General features: G+C 72.8%; 15 protein-coding genes. 9 read left to right on the top strand and 6 right to left on the bottom strand.

Annotation, left to right across the window (positions count from 1 at the left end; translation table 11 throughout):
* The first annotated feature begins 18 nt into the window (after positions 1-18).
* The 3 genes from ACH34R_RS39400 to ACH34R_RS39390 all read left to right on the top strand — a co-directional run bounded on the left by ACH34R_RS39400 (position 19) and on the right by ACH34R_RS39390 (position 2,899).
* Positions 19-516, top strand: a complete 498-nt coding sequence (locus ACH34R_RS39400; protein WP_111166595.1) for a MarR family winged helix-turn-helix transcriptional regulator — start codon at positions 19-21, stop codon at positions 514-516.
* 92 nt (positions 517-608) lie between these two features.
* Positions 609-2,012, top strand: a complete 1,404-nt coding sequence (locus ACH34R_RS39395; protein WP_397566698.1) for an MFS transporter — start codon at positions 609-611, stop codon at positions 2,010-2,012.
* 11 nt (positions 2,013-2,023) lie between these two features.
* Complete coding sequence (locus ACH34R_RS39390; RefSeq protein ID WP_397566697.1) at positions 2,024-2,899, top strand: SDR family oxidoreductase; 876 nt, start codon at positions 2,024-2,026, stop codon at positions 2,897-2,899.
* Here ACH34R_RS39390 and ACH34R_RS39385 read toward each other — a convergent pair.
* Positions 2,896-3,729 carry an ABC transporter permease gene (locus tag ACH34R_RS39385; RefSeq protein WP_397566696.1) on the bottom strand — a complete coding sequence of 278 codons (834 nt, stop codon included), beginning with the start codon at positions 3,727-3,729 and terminating at the stop codon, positions 2,896-2,898. The two genes, ACH34R_RS39390 and ACH34R_RS39385, sit on opposite strands and share 4 nt — an antisense overlap.
* Positions 3,726-4,721 carry an ATP-binding cassette domain-containing protein gene (locus ACH34R_RS39380; RefSeq protein ID WP_397566695.1) on the bottom strand — a complete coding sequence of 332 codons (996 nt, stop codon included), beginning with the start codon at positions 4,719-4,721 and terminating at the stop codon, positions 3,726-3,728. The genes ACH34R_RS39385 and ACH34R_RS39380 overlap by 4 nt, the downstream gene beginning before the upstream one ends.
* A 143-nt stretch (positions 4,722-4,864) precedes the next feature.
* Here ACH34R_RS39380 and ACH34R_RS39375 point away from each other — a divergent pair, with 143 nt between their 5' ends.
* Both ACH34R_RS39375 and ACH34R_RS39370 read left to right on the top strand, forming a co-directional pair.
* Positions 4,865-5,947, top strand: coding sequence for a DegT/DnrJ/EryC1/StrS family aminotransferase (locus ACH34R_RS39375; protein WP_397566694.1), 1,083 nt, complete (start codon positions 4,865-4,867; stop codon positions 5,945-5,947).
* A gap of 4 nt (positions 5,948-5,951) precedes the next feature.
* On the top strand, positions 5,952-6,542 hold the full coding sequence (locus ACH34R_RS39370; RefSeq protein WP_111166589.1) for a dTDP-4-dehydrorhamnose 3,5-epimerase family protein: 591 nt from the start codon (positions 5,952-5,954) through the stop codon (positions 6,540-6,542).
* Positions 6,543-6,588: 46 nt separating this feature from the next.
* On the opposite strand, the gene ACH34R_RS39365 is transcribed toward ACH34R_RS39370, so the two are convergent.
* On the bottom strand, positions 6,589-7,275 hold the full coding sequence (locus ACH34R_RS39365; RefSeq protein ID WP_397566693.1) for an SDR family NAD(P)-dependent oxidoreductase: 687 nt from the start codon (positions 7,273-7,275) through the stop codon (positions 6,589-6,591).
* A gap of 196 nt (positions 7,276-7,471) precedes the next feature.
* Here ACH34R_RS39365 and ACH34R_RS39360 point away from each other — a divergent pair, with 196 nt between their 5' ends.
* From ACH34R_RS39360 to ACH34R_RS39345, 4 genes are read left to right on the top strand one after another with little or no spacing between them, the layout of a single operon-like run.
* Positions 7,472-8,536 (top strand): glucose-1-phosphate thymidylyltransferase, encoded by a 1,065-nt coding sequence (locus ACH34R_RS39360; RefSeq protein WP_397566692.1) that lies wholly within the window; start codon positions 7,472-7,474, stop codon positions 8,534-8,536.
* Positions 8,533-10,224, top strand: a complete 1,692-nt coding sequence (locus ACH34R_RS39355) for an acetyl-CoA carboxylase carboxyltransferase subunit alpha (protein ID WP_397566691.1) — start codon at positions 8,533-8,535, stop codon at positions 10,222-10,224. The genes ACH34R_RS39360 and ACH34R_RS39355 overlap by 4 nt, the downstream gene beginning before the upstream one ends.
* The gene (locus ACH34R_RS39350) at positions 10,203-10,664 is read left to right on the top strand and encodes an acetyl-CoA carboxylase biotin carboxyl carrier protein (protein WP_397566690.1); all 462 of its coding nucleotides are present in this window, start codon (positions 10,203-10,205) and stop codon (positions 10,662-10,664) included. Before ACH34R_RS39355 ends, ACH34R_RS39350 begins: the two co-directional genes overlap by 22 nt.
* Positions 10,664-12,013, top strand: coding sequence for an acetyl/propionyl/methylcrotonyl-CoA carboxylase subunit alpha (locus ACH34R_RS39345; RefSeq protein WP_397566689.1), 1,350 nt, complete (start codon positions 10,664-10,666; stop codon positions 12,011-12,013). The genes ACH34R_RS39350 and ACH34R_RS39345 overlap by 1 nt, the downstream gene beginning before the upstream one ends.
* Before the next feature lie 56 nt (positions 12,014-12,069).
* Here the strand turns inward: ACH34R_RS39345 and ACH34R_RS39340 are convergent, their stop codons facing one another.
* Genes ACH34R_RS39340 through asnB form a run of 3 tightly spaced genes read right to left on the bottom strand, consistent with a single transcriptional unit; the run spans position 12,070 to position 15,394 of the window.
* On the bottom strand, positions 12,070-12,525 hold the full coding sequence (locus tag ACH34R_RS39340) for an anthrone oxygenase family protein (RefSeq protein ID WP_397566688.1): 456 nt from the start codon (positions 12,523-12,525) through the stop codon (positions 12,070-12,072).
* 4 nt (positions 12,526-12,529) lie between these two features.
* Complete coding sequence (locus tag ACH34R_RS39335) at positions 12,530-13,525, bottom strand: acyltransferase domain-containing protein (RefSeq protein WP_397566687.1); 996 nt, start codon at positions 13,523-13,525, stop codon at positions 12,530-12,532.
* A gap of 18 nt (positions 13,526-13,543) precedes the next feature.
* Positions 13,544-15,394: an asparagine synthase (glutamine-hydrolyzing) gene (gene asnB, locus ACH34R_RS39330; protein WP_397566686.1), complete on the bottom strand. Its 1,851-nt coding sequence runs from the start codon at positions 15,392-15,394 to the stop codon at positions 13,544-13,546.
* Positions 15,395-15,404: the final 10 nt, after the last annotated feature.

Here is a 15,404-nt window from a genome sequence, read left to right as displayed (position 1 = left end):
AAACTATACTTCCGCGCTATGACGGGACACCACACCTTGCGTCAGACCGAGGAGGCGATCGGCCAGCGACTGGGCGGCCTGAACGTCGATTTCGAGGCCATGTGGGCGGTGTCGAACATCTACCGCGCCTCGTCGGCGATCCGCAACCACCTGGAGCAGACCGTCCTGCGGGACACCGGCCTGACCTGGACCGGGTTCGTGGTGATGTGGGTGGTGTGGATCTGGGGCGAGAGCGAGCCCCGGCACGTCGCGGCCGAGGCGGGCATCTCCAAGGGCACGCTCACCGGCGTGGTCAAGACCCTGGAGTCCTACCGTCACCTGCGGCGTTTTCCGCATCCCACGGACGGGCGGCGGGTGATGCTGGCGCTCACCCCCACCGGGGAGCGACTGATGCTGGGCCTGTTCCCGGAGTTCAACCGCCAGGAGGCGTTCGTGGTGAAGAAGCTGGACAGCGAACGCCGCCGCGACCTGGCCACCTCCCTGCGGCACATCCTGGAGCACTTGGAGAACACCTGACCGTTTTGTTAGAACTTATAACTACTACTTGAAGTTATCTATTTAGTACTGCATACTCTCTACCAGTAGATGCTCTAGTGACTGGAGAGGGTATGCGCATTACCCGGGGCACCACGGGCTCCCTGGCACAGCACGACCCGCGGCCCGCCTCGCGGGGCCTGGCCATGGCCGGGCTGGCCACGGCCGCGGGCGTCGTGATCCTCGACGCCTCGATGGTGAACCTCGCCACCCCCGCGATGCGCGCCGCACTGAACCTCACCACGACCGAGCTGTCGTGGGTGGTGGACGGCTACCTGATCGCCTTCGCGGGGCTGCTGCTGCTCGGCGGGCGGCTCGCCGACGTGCTCGGCGGCCGGCGGGTGTTCCTGTCCGGGGCCGCGCTGTACGTGCTCGCGTCCCTGGTGTGCGCCCTCGCCACGACCGGTGCCATGCTGATCGCCGCCCGGATCGTGCAGGGGGTGGGGGCGGCGGTGCTGACACCCGCGGCCCTGTCCCTCATGCTCGGCCTCTACTCCGGGGCCGAGGAGCGACGCCGCGCGCTGGGCGTGTGGGGCGGGGTCGCGGGCGCGGGCGCCCTGCTCGGGGTCGCGCTCGGCGGCGTGGTGACCCAGTCCCTGGGCTGGCCGGCGATCTTCTGGCTGCCGGTGCCCATCGTGGCCCTGACCGCCGCCGCGGTCTGGAAGGCGATGCCGCCCTCCCCCGCCCGGCCGGGCCGGTTCGACCTGGCCGGCGCGGCCACGATCACGTTGGGCACGTCGGCGCTGGCCCTCGGCCTGATCTCCGCCCCGGAGGTCGGGTGGGGCTCGGCACGCACCATCGTGAGCCTCGCGGTCGGCGTCGCCGCGCTGGGCGCGTTCGTGATCGCCGAGCGGCGCTCCGCCCAGCCCCTCGTCCCGCTCGGCGTCTTCCGCCAGGCGCCCGTGGTCATCGCCAACACCATGATGCTGCTGCTCGGCGCGGTGACAGTGGGCCTGTTCTACTTCCTGCCGCAGTTCCAGCAGCAGGTGCTGCACATGTCGCCGGTCACGGCCGGCCTGAGCCAGTTGCCGATCGCCGTCATGATCTCGCTGGGCGGCTTCTCCGCGCCATGGGTGGCCAGGCCCGTGGGGCTGCGGCCGGCGCTGGCCGGCGCGCTGACCGCACTGGTCGCCGGGCTGTTCTGGCTGGCCCAGAGCGGCGCGGGCAGCGACTACGCCACCGCGCTGCTCGGCCCGTTCCTGCTGATCGGCGCGGGCCTCGGGCTCGGTTTCGTGTACGCGACCACGCTGGCCGTGTCCGGGGCCACCGCGGGTGAGACCGGCCTGGTCAGCGGCCTGATCAACGCCACCCGCCAGCTCGGCGGCGCGCTCGGGCTGGCCGCCCTGATCGCCGTGGCCACCGCCGGCCACGACACGGCGTACCCCAGCGCGTTCCTCGGCGCGGCCGGGTTCGCGCTGGTCGCGACCGTGCTGTCCCTCATCCCGGCGGCCCACCGCGCGCCGGCTTCCACCACCTGAAGGAGAAGATCATGCAGAAATCGACGGTACTGGTGGTCGGCGCGACCGGCGGAGTCGGTTCGCTGCTGCTCCCCGCGTTGCAAGAGCGCGGCGCGCGGGTACGCGCGATGACCCGCACCGCCGGGCGGGCGGCCGGCTTCCCCGGCGGGGTCGAGCCCGTCGTGGCGGACCTGCACGACCCAAACCTCCCCGACGCCGTGTTCGACGGCGTGGACGCGGTGTTCCTGAACAGCCCCTCCGCCCCGGACGCCGCCGACATCCAGATCCGGTTCGCCGAGCGGGTCCGCCGCGCCGGGGTGCCGAGGCTGGTGCTGCTGTCGCAGTACGCGGCGCGGGCCGGCTCCCCGGTGCGGTTCCTGCGCTGGCACGCGGCGGTGGAGCTGTACGTGCGGACCGCGGGCCTCGCCGAGTGGACCATCCTGCGCCCCAACCTGTTCATGCAGGGGATCCTGGCCTTCGCCGGCATGATCAGGGCACAGGGGATGTTCGCCGCCCCGATCGGCACGGCCGGGGTCAGCGCCATCGACACCCGCGACATCGCCGACGCGGCGGCCGTCGTACTGACCGAGCCCGGGCACGCCGGCCGTACCTACACCCTCACCGGGCCGCGCGCGGTGACCCACCCCGAGATCGCCCGCGCGCTGTCGGACGCGACGGGCGGCCACATCGGGTTCACCGACGTGCCGCCCGAGGTCTTCGCCGGCTCGCTGCGCGGGCTGTTGCCCGCGTGGCAGGCCGATGGACTGGTCGAGGACTACGCGCACTACGCCAGGGGCGAGGCGGCCGAGGTCCACGCCGACGTCGCCGACCTCACCGGCCACCCGGCCCGCGATGTCACCGACTTCGCCCGCGACCACGCCGCCGCCTTCAGACCAAGCGCGGGTTAGCGGGAGCGGGCCGAACGGAAGGCCAGCAGGGCCAGCGGCACGAAGACCGCGATGAGCCCGAGGGACCAGATCACCGCCGCCTGGACCGGGTGCGCGAGCGGCCAGAAGCGGGGGTCGGCGGCGAGCCCGAGCGGGTTGCCGAACAGCGTGCGAGTGGCGGTGACGACCGCGGTGACCGGATTCCACGCCGCCACCGGCTGGAGCCACTCCGGCATCGAGGAGATCGGCACGAACCCGTTGGAGACGAACCCCAGCGGCAGCACCCAAAGCAGCCCCGCCGTGCCCGCCACCTCGGGATTGCGCACCGAAAGGCCGATGGTGACGCCCACCCACGCCATCGCGTACGCGAACAGCAGCAACAGGCCGAAACCCGCCAGCGTGGACAGCAGCCCCAGGTGCGCCCGCCAGCCCACCAGCAGTCCGACGATCGCCAGCACGCCGGTGACCAGGAGCGCCCGCAGGAGTTCGGCGTTCGCCCGCCCGACCGGTACCGCGACGTGCGCCATCGGCAGCGCACGGAACCGGTCGATCAGGCCCCGGCTCATGTCCACCGCCAGCCCCGTGCCGGTCCCGACCCCCATGAACGCCAGCGAGTGCGCGAACACCGCCACCACGACGTACTCCCGGAACGGCCCGCCGCCGGGCAGCGGGATCGCCCCGCCGAACACATAACTGAACAGCAGCACGAACAGGATCGGCTGGACCAGGTTGTAGGCCAGCTCATCAGGGACGCGCCCGAGGCGCAGCATGCCCCGCCTGGTCATCACCGCACAGTCGCGCAACGCCAGGACGAACCCTGACCCCGCGACGCGGGTTTCGGTCACGGTCATCGGTCGTCCGCCTTCCCGGTCAGTGCGAAGAACACGTCGTCGAGCGTGGGTCTGCGTACGGTGATGTCGGCGACCTCGACGCCGGCGCCGTCCAGCTTCCGCAGCACCTCGGTCATCCGGCCGGCGCCGCCGGGCAGCACCGCCGTCACGCACAGCGTGCCCGGGTCCGGTTTCGGGTCGGGCAGGCCGGCCGCGGCCAGGGCGGACACCGCGGCCGGAAGGTCGGCGGCGCGGCGGACGGCCAGGTCCAGGTGGTCGCCGCCGACCCGGTCCTTCAGCTCGGCGGGCTTGCCGGTGGCGATCTCCCGCCCGTGGTCGATCACGGTGATCAGGTCGGCGAACTGGTCGGCCTCCTCCAGGTACTGGGTGGTGACCAGCGCGGTGGTGCCCTGCCTGACCAGGTCGCCGAGCACCGCCCACACCTCCACCCGGGCGCGCGGGTCCAGGCCGGTCGTCGGCTCGTCCAGGAACAGGCAGCGCGGCCCGGCGATGAGCGCCACCGCCAGGTCCAGCCGGCGGCGCATGCCCCCCGAGTAGGTGCGAGCCGGGCGGTCGGCCGCGTGCCCGAGGTCGAAGCGCTCGATCAGTTCCTCGGCGCGCGACCGGGCGGCGCGCTTGCCCATCCGGGCCAGCTGGCCGAAGATGTTGAGGTTCTCCCTGGCGGTCAGGTACTCGTCCACGGCCGCGTACTGCCCGGCGACCCCCACTGACCTGCGTACCGCCTGCGGGTCGCGGATGACGTCGAAGCCGCACACGCTGGCCCGGCCACTGTCCGGTTTCAGCAGGGTCGCCAGGATGCGCACCAACGTGGACTTGCCCGCCCCGTTCGGGCCGAGCAGGCCGAGCACCTGACCCTCCGGCGCGTTCAGGTCGAGCCCGTCGAGCGCGTGTACCCCGCCGTACCGCTTCGTCAGCCCTGCCACCTGGATGCCGCCATGCGTCTCTCGCTCCCGGTGCAAGCCGGGGGAGCTGTTCGTGACACCGAGATTCATGGGTGCGAGCGTGGCCGGGGCCGCTGGAGTCCGGGTGGTGCGGGGCGCTCGAAACGTACTCGCGCGCGACTCAAGCACGCGTCCAGACCGCCTCCATCCGGTCCGGCCATGGTCGCCCCATGATTCCCTTGTTCAAGGTGGCCATGTCCGAACGGGCATCGGCGGCGGTGGCCGGAGTAGTGGCCAGCGGGCACATCGGGCAGGGCGCCAAGGTCGAGGAGTTCGAGGACGCGCTGCGCGAGCGCCTGGGCACCCGCTTCGTATCCACAGTCAACAGCGGCACCTCGGGCCTGCAACTGGCCCTGAAGCTGGCCGCGCGGAACGGCGGCGAGGTGCTGAGCACCCCGCTGACCTTCGTGGCCACCAACTGGGCCATCCTGGCGGCCGGGTTGCCCATCAGGTGGGTGGACGTCGATCCGGCGACGCTCAACGCCGACCTTTCCGACATGGCGGCCAAGGTGTCGGCGCGCACCGCGGCCATCGTGGTGGTCCACTGGGCCGGCTACCCGGTCGACCTGGCCAGGGTGGCGGAGATCGCCGACGAGTGCGAGCGCCGGCACGGCACCCGGCCGATGATCATCGAGGACTGCGCGCAGGCGTGGGGCGCGACGTACGCCGGGCGGCCCCTGGGCAACCACGGCAACGTCGCCGTCTACAGCTTCCAGGCCATCAAGCAGGTCACCAGCGGGGACGGCGGCCTCGTCGTCAGCCCCGACGAGGAGTCCCACCGGCGCGGACGCCTGATCCGCTGGTTCGGCCTGGACCGGGACCCCGGCGCGACGCCCCAGTGCGAGCAGGACGTGTCCGAGTGGGGCCTGAAGTTCCACATGAACGACATCAGCGCGGCCATCGGCCTGGCCAACCTGGAAGGCGCGGAAGAACGCGTGGGGCGGCACCGGAGCAACGCCGCCTACTACGACCGGGAGCTGAAGGACGTGCAGGGGCTGGAGCGGGTCCGTCCCGCGCCGGGCAGCGAGCCGTCCTACTGGGTGTACCCGGTCAAGGTGAAGCGCAGGGACGACTTCGTGGCCCGCTTGCAGGCGGCCGGGATCGCGGCGGGGCACATCGACGCGCGCAACGACCGGCACTCCTGCGTGGCCGAGTACGCCGAGCCGCTGCCGAAGCTGGACGCGGTCCACGACCAGATCGTGTGCCTGCCGGTCGGCTGGTGGCTGTCGGAGCAGGACAGGGAGCACATCGTGAACACGATCAGAAATGGATGGTGAGCCCATGAGCACGTCGGTCGAACCGCTGGGGATTGCGGGGGCCTTCCTGATCAAGCCGGAGATCTACCCTGACGAGCGCGGTCACTTCCTGGAGCTGTTCCAGCAGCGGGCGGTGGCCGGCCCGGCCGGCGGGCCGATGCCGGTGGCCCAGGTCAACTGCTCGGTCTCGCGCCGGGGGACGATCAGGGGCGTCCACTCCCGTACGGTGCCGCCGGGCCAGGCCCGGTACGTCACCTGCGTCAGCGGCGCGATCCTCGACGTCGTCGTGGACATCCGCGTCGGATCGCCCACGTTCGGCCGGCACGTCACGGTGGCGCTGGACCAGTACGCGAGGCACGCCGTCTACATCCCCGAAGGGCTCGGGCACGCGTTCGCGCCGCTGAGCGCGGAGGCCACGGTGGTGTACCTGTGCTCGACCCCCTACGACCCGACCGGGGAGATCACCATCAACCCGCTGGACCCGGAGCTGGCGCTGCCGTGGGCCGCCTCCCCGCGCATCCTGTCGGAGAAGGACGCCAAGGCCCCGACCCTGCGCGAGGCCGAGGCCGCCGGACTGCTCCCCGTCTACGCCGAAGGCGCGCTGACCGGCGCGTGAGCATGCGCGCGGGCCGCCGCCGCACAGCGTGGGCGGCGGCCCGCCGTCACCACGGGATGGTCCGGCGGCCCCGCAGGAAGACGCCGGACGGCCCGTCCGCGGGGAGGGTCGCCGCCCACACGATGTCCTCCGCCGCCGCCTCGGGCGTCCGCTCGGCGTCCGGCCGCATGCGGGTGCGCACCAGGCCGGGATTGACGGCGTTCACCAGTACGCCCGTGCCCTCCGTCTCGGCGGCCATGAGCACGGTCAGCGCGTTGAGCGCGGCCTTGGAGACGGCATAACCGGGCGTGCGCGCCGACAGCCCGTTGCTGAAGGCCCCGGTGCCGCTGGAGACCATCACCACCCGCCCCCACCCGCGCCGCACCATGTCCGGCAGGAACGCCTGGCACACCCGCCAGGCCCCGAGGACGTTGACGTCCAACTGGCGGCCGACCCACTCCATGGGGACCGCCGAGGGCGCGCATCCCCAGTCGAGCTGGATCCCGGCGTTGTTCACCACGATGTCCACCGGGCCGACCTGGTCGCGTACCCGGGCCGGGCCCTCCTCGTCCGTCACGTCGAGCACGGCGGCACGCGCGCCGCCGCCCAGCTCCGCGGCCAGGCCCTCCGCCTCGTCCGCCGTCCTCGCGGTCACCACCACCCGGAGCCCGAGCGCGTGCAAGCAGGCGCTCACCGCCCGGCCGATCCCCCGGTTGGCGCCCGTGACCAGCGCGACATGCGATTGCGTCGTCATGTGATCTCCTGTTTCGCGCATGATGTGCGGATCATCGGAAAGGCCGCTGAACGGCCGCTCGACTCTCGCTGGACGTACCGGAGCGAGGCCCCTCCAGCCCCGCTCGACCTCCCCGGACGAGTGCCGCTCAACCGCTACTCAAGCGGCGACACGCAGCCTGCCGCTTGTCCATGGCCTCGTCAGGCAGGGAATATTCATGAAGGCTCTTGTCCTAGCGGGTGGGCGGGGGACCCGGCTGCGGCCCTTCACCCATACCGTTCCCAAGCAACTGGTGCCGGTGGCCAACAAGCCGGTGCTCTTCTACGGCCTGGAAGCCATCAAAGACGCGGGCATCACCGACGTCGGCGTCATCGTGGGCGACCACGGGCCGGCGATCCAGAGCGCGCTCGGCGACGGCGCCGCGTTCGGCCTGAACATCAGCTACATCGAGCAACACGCCCCGCTGGGGCTGGCACACTGCGTCATGATCGCCCAGGACTTCCTCGGCGACGCCGACTTCCTGCTCTATCTCGGCGACAACGTCATCATCGACGGCGTGGGGCCGCTGCTCGACGCGTTCTGGCGATCCAGGCCGGACGCGATGGTCATGACCGGCAAGGTCGCCAACCCGTCGGAGTACGGCGTGGCGGAGGTCGGCCCCGGCGGCGTCGTGACCGGCCTGGCGGAGAAGCCCGCCAGCCCGCGCAGCGACCTGGCGCTGGTCGGCGCGTACGTCTTCACCCCGGTCATCCACCAGGCGGTGCGCAGCATCAAGCCGAGCTGGCGCAACGAACGGGAGATCACCGACGCCATCGACTGGCTGCTGCGCAGCGGCTGGCGGGTGGAGTCGCACCTGCACGGCGGCTACTGGAAGGACACCGGCAAGGTCGAGGACCTGCTGGAATGCAACCGGGCGGTGCTGGACACCGCGGAGCGGTCGATCAAGGGGCAGGTGGACGACACCTGCGAGATCCGCGGGCCGGTCGTCATCGAGGAGGGCGCGCAGGTCAGCGGATCGCGCATCACCGGCCCGGCGGTGATCGGCGTCGCGGCGGTGGTACGCGACAGCCAGGTCGGGCCGTACACCAGCATCGGGGCCGACTGCGACATCGCCGGAGCCGCCATCGAGAACTCCGTCGTCTGCGCGGGCAGCACCGTGCGCGGCAGCCTGCGCAACTCGCTGATCGGCCGGGAGGCCAAGGTCAGCGGGGACATCGGCCGCCCGGCCAGCCTCGTCCTCGGCGACCACAGCCAGGCCCTGCTGCACGGGGCGGCCTCATGACCGTCACCGTGGAGAGCACCTGGCTGATCTGCCCCGGCTGCGCCGACCTGGTCTTCCGCCCGAAGTACGAGCGGGCCCAGCGGGTCTGCCCGGGCTGCGGGCACCACGCCCGGCTGACCGCCCGCGAACGCCTGGACGGCCTGCTGGACCTCGGCTCGCACAAACCCGTCGAGACCGCGCTGGCCGCCGACGACCCGCTCGGCTTCACCGACACCCGGCCCTACCGGGAGCGGCTGGCCGCCGCGCGGGAGGCCACCGGGATGCGCGAGGCCGCGCTGTGCGCCTCCGGGACCATCGAGTCGCACCCGGTCGTGGTGGCCTGCCTGGACTTCTCCTTCGTCGGCGGCTCGCTCGGCTCGGGCGTCGGCGAACTGGTGACGGTGGCGGCCGAGAAGGCGCTGTCGGAGCGGGTCCCGTTGCTGATCGTGACCGCCTCGGGCGGCGCGCGCATGCAGGAGGGCGCGCTGTCGCTGATGCAGATGGCCAAGTGCAGCCAGGCGCTGGCGAAGCTGGACGAGGCGGGCATTCTCACCATCGCGCTGATCACCGATCCCACCTACGGCGGGGTGGCGGCGTCGTTCGCGACGCTGCCCGACGTGCTGATCGCCGAGCCGGGGGCGCACCTGGGCTTCGCGGGGCCGCGGGTGATCGCGCAGACGATCCGGCAGGAGCTGCCCGCGGGGTTCCAGACGGCGGAGTTCCTGCTGGCCCGCGGCCTGATCGACGCGGTGGTGCCGCGTCCGGCGCTGCGCCGTACGCTGGCCCGCCTGCTCGCCGCCGCCCGCCCCGACGCCCCCACCATGGGCGAAGAGGCCGCGGCGCAGGGCGAGTGGCTGGTACGCGACCCGGCCGCGCTGCCCCGGCGGGCCGCCTGGGACGCGGTACGGCTGGCCCGGGAGGCGGCCCGCCCGACCGCGCTGGACTACGCCGGGATGATCCTGGAGGACTTCATCGAGCTGCGCGGCGACCGGGCGGGCAAGGACTGCCCCGCCGTCGTCGGCGGCATCGGGCGGCTGCGCGGCCGGGGCGTGATGCTCATCGGACACCAGAAGGGACACGACACCGCCGAGCGGGTCAGGCGCAACTTCGGCATGCCCACCCCCGCCGGCTACCGCAAGGCGATGCGGCTGATGCGGCTGGCGGCCAAGCTCGGGCTGCCGGTGGTCACGCTGGTGGACACGCCCGGCGCGTACCCGGGGATCGAGGCCGAGGAGGAGGGCCAGGCGTGGGCCATCGCCGAGAGCCAGCGCCTGATGTCCGGCCTGCCGGTGCCCGTGGTGACCGTCATCACCGGTGAGGGCGGCAGCGGCGGCGCGCTGGCCCTGGCGGTCTCCGACCGCGTGCTGGCGCTGTCCAACGCGGTCTACTCCGTCATCAGCCCCGAGGGGTGCGCCGCGATCCTGTGGAAGGACGCCGCCGCCGCTCCACAGGCCGCCGAGGCGCTGCGCCTTTCCGCCCCCGAGCTGCTGCGGCAGGGCATCGTCGACGCGGTCATCACCGAGCCCGGCGACGGCGCGCACACGGCGCCCGCGCGCACCGCCGAGCTGATCCAGACCGCCGTCCGGCGGGCCTGCGACGACCTGGCCGCGCTGCCGCCCGCCGAGCTGGTCGAGCGGCGGCGGCGGCGTTTCCGCAGTTATGGCAGCCCTTCTTCGGAGGAGACGAGATGGCCGATCACGGCGACCTGATCGAATCGGTGTACCGGCACGCGGTTGGCTTCGCCAACGAGGTCGGCGGGCCGATCCGCCGGCTGAAGGTGACGGTGGGGGAGGTCAGCCTGGAGGCGGAGTGGCCCGCCCCCGGCGATCCGGGGCCCCCGGTCCCGCACCTGGCCGACCTCAACGGCCACCACGCGCCCGCGCCGCGGCCGGAACCGCCCACAGCGGCCGTCGCGGTCGTCCAGTCGCCCATGGTCGGCACGTTCTACCGGTCGCCCGAGCCCGGCGCCCCGCCGTTCGTCAAGGAGGGCGACATGGTCACGCCCGGCCAGCAGGTCGGGATCGTCGAGGCGATGAAGATGATGAACCCGGTCCAGGCGGCCACCGCGGGCCGGGTAACCAAGGTCCTGGCCGAGGACGCCGGCGCCGTGGAGTACGGCCAGGCGCTCTTCGCGCTTGAGGAGGGCTGATGTTCGACAGCGTCCTGATCGCCAACCGCGGGGAGATCGCCCTGCGGGTCGCCCGGACCTGCAAGGAGATGGGCATCCGCACGATCGCCGTGTACTCCTCGGCCGACGAGCACTCCCCCGTCGTCCGTCTGGCCGACGAGGCCGTGCGGATCGGCCCGCCGCAGGCCAAGCGCAGCTACCTGTACGCGCCCGCCGTGCTCCAGGCGGCCCACCAGACCGGCGCGCAGGCCATCCACCCCGGGTACGGCTTCCTGTCGGAGGACGCCGACTTCGCCGAGATGTGCCGGGCCGAGGGGCTGACGTTCATCGGGCCGCCGCCGGAGATCCTGGCCATGCTGGGCGACAAGGCCGAGGCGCTGCGCGTGCTGTCGGGCGCGGGCATCGACGTCCTGCCGGGCACCCACCGGCCGATCGCCACGGCGGGCGAGGCCGCCGACGCGGCGGCCGGGATCGGCTTTCCGATCATCGTCAAGGCGCTGGCCGGCGGGGGCGGCCGGGGCATGGCCATCGCCAGGCGGCCGGCGGAGCTGGCCGACGCGTACGCCCAGGCCCGCAACTCCGCGCAGGCGGTGTTCGGCGACGAGCGGGTCTACCTGGAGCGCTACGTGGAGTCGGCGCGGCACGTCGAGGTGCAGGTACTGGCCGGGACCGACGGCCAGGTCCTGCACCTGGGCGCGCGGGACTGCTCGGTGCAGCGGCGGCGGCAGAAGCTCATCGAGGAGACCCCGGTGCCCGGCCTGCCCGAGCGGGACGCGGCCCGGCTGTGCGAGCAGGTGGTGGCGGCGGCCCGGGCGATCGGCTACGTGGGGGCGGGCACGTTCGAGTTCCTGCTGGACGACGCGGGGCGTTTCCACTGCATCGAGGTCAACTGCCGGATCCAGGTCGAGCACCCGGTGACCGAGATGATCACCGGCGTGGACCTGGTACGCGAGCAGCTCAACGTGGCCGCCACCGGCAGCCCGGGCATCACCCAGCAGGACATCCGGCTGAACGGGGCCGCGATCGAGTGCCGGATCAACGCCGAGGACCCGGCCAAGGGGTTCCTGCCCTCGCCCGGCACGATCGAGGAGCTGACGCTGCCGGCCGGGCCGTTCACCCGCGTGGACGAGTACGTGCGGCCCGGGATGAGCATCCCGCCGTTCTATGACCCGCTGCTGGCCAAGGTCAGCGTGTGGGCCCCCGACCGGGACCAGGCCATCGCGCGCATGGAGCGGGCGCTGGCCGAGTGCGTGGTCAGCGGGCCGGGCATCCGTACCACGACCGGCTTCCTGACCAGCGTGCTCGCCCACCCGCTGTTCCGCGACGGCAAGCACACCACGGCGCTGATCGAGAACCTGAGCGTCGCCTGAAACGGCGAAACGGCGTGGCGTCCGGATGGACGCCACGCCGCGAGGCCGCGGGCGGTTCAGCTCATCGCGAGGGCCACGCTGTTGGCCGTCAGGGCCACCACGGCCAGCGTGGTCCGCAGCAGGTGCCAGGCCCGCCACCGCGGCCGGGGGTCGGCCCAGTCATCGGGGATCGAGTCCGGTTCCAGCTTCCGCAGGATCCGGTTGATCGGCACGTTGGCCAGGTGCGACACCCCGGCCACCGCGAGCATCAGCACGAACGTCGCCCCGTACAGCGTCCTGGCGCCCCCCGGCCCGGACAGCAGGGCCAGGGCCAGATCCGCCGCCGCGCTGCCGAGCACCAGGATCGGCATCACCGGGTCCCAGTTACGGCCGAGCAGGTTGGTGGTGTAGAGGTAGCGGTCGGCGGGCATCGCCATCAGCGCGGGCACCACGCTCAGCGCCACCGCGAACAGCACCCCCGCCACCACCCCGCTGGTCACCAGCACCACCACGGCCAGCAGTGAAACCGTCATCACCTCACACTCCTTCGCTGACCAGGGGGTCCAGTTCCGCCATCGCCGCCTTCCAGCCGGCGAGCGTGCCGTCCGCCGTGGACGGCAGCGGCGCGAACGCCCTGCTACCTCCCGTTCGCAGGCTCGGATGCCGCCGGGCGAACATCGTCAGGGTCCGCCCGGGACCGGCCTCCACCAGCGTGTGGCCGCCCTCGGCGAGCAGACCGGAAAGCGCCGCCCAGAACCGGACCGGCCGGGCGAGCTGGCCCGCCCAGAAGTCCGGGTCGACCGCTTCGGCCGGGCTGACCGCGCGGCCGGTCGCGGTGGACCTGATCGGCACCTGGGGGGCGGCCAGCGGCACCCCGGCGAACCCGGCCGCGAACCGTTCCGCCGCCGCCGACACGGCGGGGCAGTGGAACGGCTGGCGCGCGGCCACCGGCCGGGTGATCACGCCTTCGCCGGCCAGCTCGGTGGCCAGCTCGGAAAGCCACGGCTGCGGGCCCGCCACGATCGTGTGCCGGGGCGCGTTGATCGCCGCCACCGCCACGCCGGCCGCCCGGTACCGCGCGCCGATCCGGGCCTCCAGGTCATCGGCCGCGACCCCGGCGGCGATCATCCCGCCGGGGGCGACCGTCGCCATCGCCGCGCTGCGCGCCGCCATCAGCCGGGCCGCCCCGGCCAGGTCGAACACCCCGGCCAGGCACGCCGCGGCCAGTTCGCCCACGCTGTGCCCGATCAGGGCGGCCGGCCGCAGGCCGCGGGCGATGAGCGCCCGGCCCAGCGAGTATCCGATGGCGAACAGCAGCGGCTGCGCCCGCGTGGCGTCGTCCAGCGGCACCGCCGGGGCGTCGCTCAGCCAGTCGGCGCGCAGCCGCCGCCCTTCCTGGCCCATCAGGGCGAAGAACTCGTCCATGGCGGTGGTGAACACCGGCTCGACGCCGTACAGCTCGACCGCCATGCCGGGGTACTGCGCCCCCTGTCCGGGGAACAGCAGCACCACCGGTCTCGTCGGCTCACCCATGTGCGCCTCTCAACAACCTCAATAATCCAGCGTTACGTCGTATTCGGAAAACCACCTGGTCATCCACAGGGCCATCTCCAAGCTGCCCCGGTCGTAGGGCTGACTGACGTGACCGGTCGGCCGCCGGACCGCCTGCTTGACCCGCTCGGGGTCGAGCAGCCCGGCGATCGGCCGTTCGCCGCCGTCGGTCAGCTCGCCGAGTTCGTCGCGCAGGGCCTGTTCGTAGGCCGGGTCCTGGGTCGCCGGGTACGGCGTCTTGACCCGGTCCCGCACGGCCTCGGGCAGCAGGTCGCCCACGGCCGCCCGGAGCAGCCCCTTCTCCCTGCCGTCGAACACCTTCATCGCCCAGGGGACGTTGAAGACGTACTCGATCAGCCGGTGGTCCAGGAACGGCACCCGGACCTCCAGGGAGCTGGCCATGCTCATCCGGTCCTTGCGGTCCAGCAGCGTTTGCAGGAACCGGGTGAGGTTGAGGTAGGTCACCTCGCGCATGCGCCGCTCCAGCGCGTCCTCGCCGGGCAGCACCGGCACCTCGGCCAGCGCCTCGTGGTAGCGGGCCAGCCGGTTGGTCTGGAGGTCCAGCTTGTCCTTCAGCTCGTCGGCCAGCAGCCCCAGCCCGCCGAAGTACCGCGCCGAGCCCGGCGTCAGCCAGGGGAACGTGCCCGCGTGCACCGCCGCCTGGTTGAAGAACCAGCGGTAGCCGCCGAACAGCTCGTCGGCCCCCTCGCCGGACAGCGCGACCGTGGAACGCTCGCGTATCGCCCGGCACAGCAGGAACAGCGACGGCCACATGTCGCCCCAGAACGCCGGCGGCTGGTCGTTGGCGCGCAGCACGGCCGCGCGCACCGGATCGGCCACCAGCTCCGCGCTGTTCAGCAGCACCTCGGTGTGCTCCGCGCCGACGTGCGCGGCCAGCGCGGCGGCGAACGGCCGGTCGGGGGCGCCGCGCACCGCGTCCGGCCGGAAGCCGTCTTCGGCTCCGGTGAACGCCACCGAGAACGACCGCACCGGGCCGGTCCCGGCCGCGGTCAGCCGGTCGGCGGCCAGGGCCGTCAGCGCGGACGAGTCCAGCCCGCCGGAGAGCAGGGTGCAGACGGGCACGTCGGCCAGGAGCTGCCGGCCGACGATGTCCTCCAGCAGTCCCCGTACCGTGGCGACCGTGGTGTCCAGGTCGTCGGTGTGCTCGCGGGCCTCGATGGCCCAGTAGCGGTGCTTGGTCAGCCCGCTGCGGCGCAGGCGTACCAGGTGGCCGGGCCGTACCTCGTGCATGCCGGAGAAGACCGCCCGCTCGGGGGTCTTCACCATGTCGAGGAACTCGCGCATGCCGTCCAGGCCGACCCGGCGGGGCACGCCGGGGTGCGCGAGGATGGCCTTCGGCTCCGAGCCGAACAGCAGCCCCCCGCCGATGGGGTGGTAGTAGAGCGGCTTGACGCCGAGCCGGTCGCGCACCAGCAGCAGTTCCTGGGCGCGCACGTCCCACACGCCCATGGCGAACATGCCGTTCAGCCGCTGCGCGAAGCCGTCGCCCCACTGGAGGTAGGCGCGCAGCGCCACCTCGGTGTCGCTGCGCGTCCGGAACTCGTGCCCGTAGGAGATCAGCTCGGCGCGCAGTTCGCGGTAGTTGTAGATCTCCCCGCAGAACGTCAGCGCCGCCAGGGTCCTGCCGTCCTCCTCGGCCGCCATGGGTTGGTGGCCGCCTTCCAGGTCGATGACCGACAGGCGGCGGTGCCCGAGCAGGACGTGCCGGTCCTGCCACAGGCCCTCGTCGTCGGGACCTCGGCGGCTCATCGTGGCCGTCATCGCCTCGGCCGTGGCCGTGTGGCGGGTCAGGTCACGAGAAAAGTCCACCCAGCCGGCGATTCCGCACATCCGCCGCTCC

This window comes from Spongiactinospora sp. 9N601 (genome assembly GCF_044326295.1).
In the GTDB taxonomy this organism is placed as follows: domain Bacteria; phylum Actinomycetota; class Actinomycetes; order Streptosporangiales; family Streptosporangiaceae; genus Spongiactinospora; species Spongiactinospora gelatinilytica.
The sequence above is the reverse complement of the archived record's forward strand: the minus strand, read 5'-3'. Positions and strand labels throughout refer to the sequence as shown.

What these genes read in the sequence shown, in the direction of transcription:
- ACH34R_RS39400 (WP_111166595.1), top strand. Translation starts at nt 19, where the DNA reads ATGACGGGACACCACACCTTGCGTCAGACCGAGGAGGCGATCGGCCAG.
- ACH34R_RS39395 (WP_397566698.1), top strand. Translation starts at nt 609, where the DNA reads ATGCGCATTACCCGGGGCACCACGGGCTCCCTGGCACAGCACGACCCG.
- ACH34R_RS39390 (WP_397566697.1), top strand. Translation starts at nt 2,024, where the DNA reads ATGCAGAAATCGACGGTACTGGTGGTCGGCGCGACCGGCGGAGTCGGT.
- ACH34R_RS39385 (WP_397566696.1), bottom strand. Translation starts at nt 3,729, where the DNA reads ATGACCGTGACCGAAACCCGCGTCGCGGGGTCAGGGTTCGTCCTGGCG.
- ACH34R_RS39380 (WP_397566695.1), bottom strand. Translation starts at nt 4,721, where the DNA reads ATGAATCTCGGTGTCACGAACAGCTCCCCCGGCTTGCACCGGGAGCGA.
- ACH34R_RS39375 (WP_397566694.1), top strand. Translation starts at nt 4,865, where the DNA reads ATGTCCGAACGGGCATCGGCGGCGGTGGCCGGAGTAGTGGCCAGCGGG.
- ACH34R_RS39370 (WP_111166589.1), top strand. Translation starts at nt 5,952, where the DNA reads ATGAGCACGTCGGTCGAACCGCTGGGGATTGCGGGGGCCTTCCTGATC.
- ACH34R_RS39365 (WP_397566693.1), bottom strand. Translation starts at nt 7,275, where the DNA reads ATGACGACGCAATCGCATGTCGCGCTGGTCACGGGCGCCAACCGGGGG.
- ACH34R_RS39360 (WP_397566692.1), top strand. Translation starts at nt 7,472, where the DNA reads ATGAAGGCTCTTGTCCTAGCGGGTGGGCGGGGGACCCGGCTGCGGCCC.
- ACH34R_RS39355 (WP_397566691.1), top strand. Translation starts at nt 8,533, where the DNA reads ATGACCGTCACCGTGGAGAGCACCTGGCTGATCTGCCCCGGCTGCGCC.
- ACH34R_RS39350 (WP_397566690.1), top strand. Translation starts at nt 10,203, where the DNA reads ATGGCCGATCACGGCGACCTGATCGAATCGGTGTACCGGCACGCGGTT.
- ACH34R_RS39345 (WP_397566689.1), top strand. Translation starts at nt 10,664, where the DNA reads ATGTTCGACAGCGTCCTGATCGCCAACCGCGGGGAGATCGCCCTGCGG.
- ACH34R_RS39340 (WP_397566688.1), bottom strand. Translation starts at nt 12,525, where the DNA reads ATGACGGTTTCACTGCTGGCCGTGGTGGTGCTGGTGACCAGCGGGGTG.
- ACH34R_RS39335 (WP_397566687.1), bottom strand. Translation starts at nt 13,525, where the DNA reads ATGGGTGAGCCGACGAGACCGGTGGTGCTGCTGTTCCCCGGACAGGGG.
- asnB (WP_397566686.1), bottom strand. Translation starts at nt 15,394, where the DNA reads ATGTGCGGAATCGCCGGCTGGGTGGACTTTTCTCGTGACCTGACCCGC.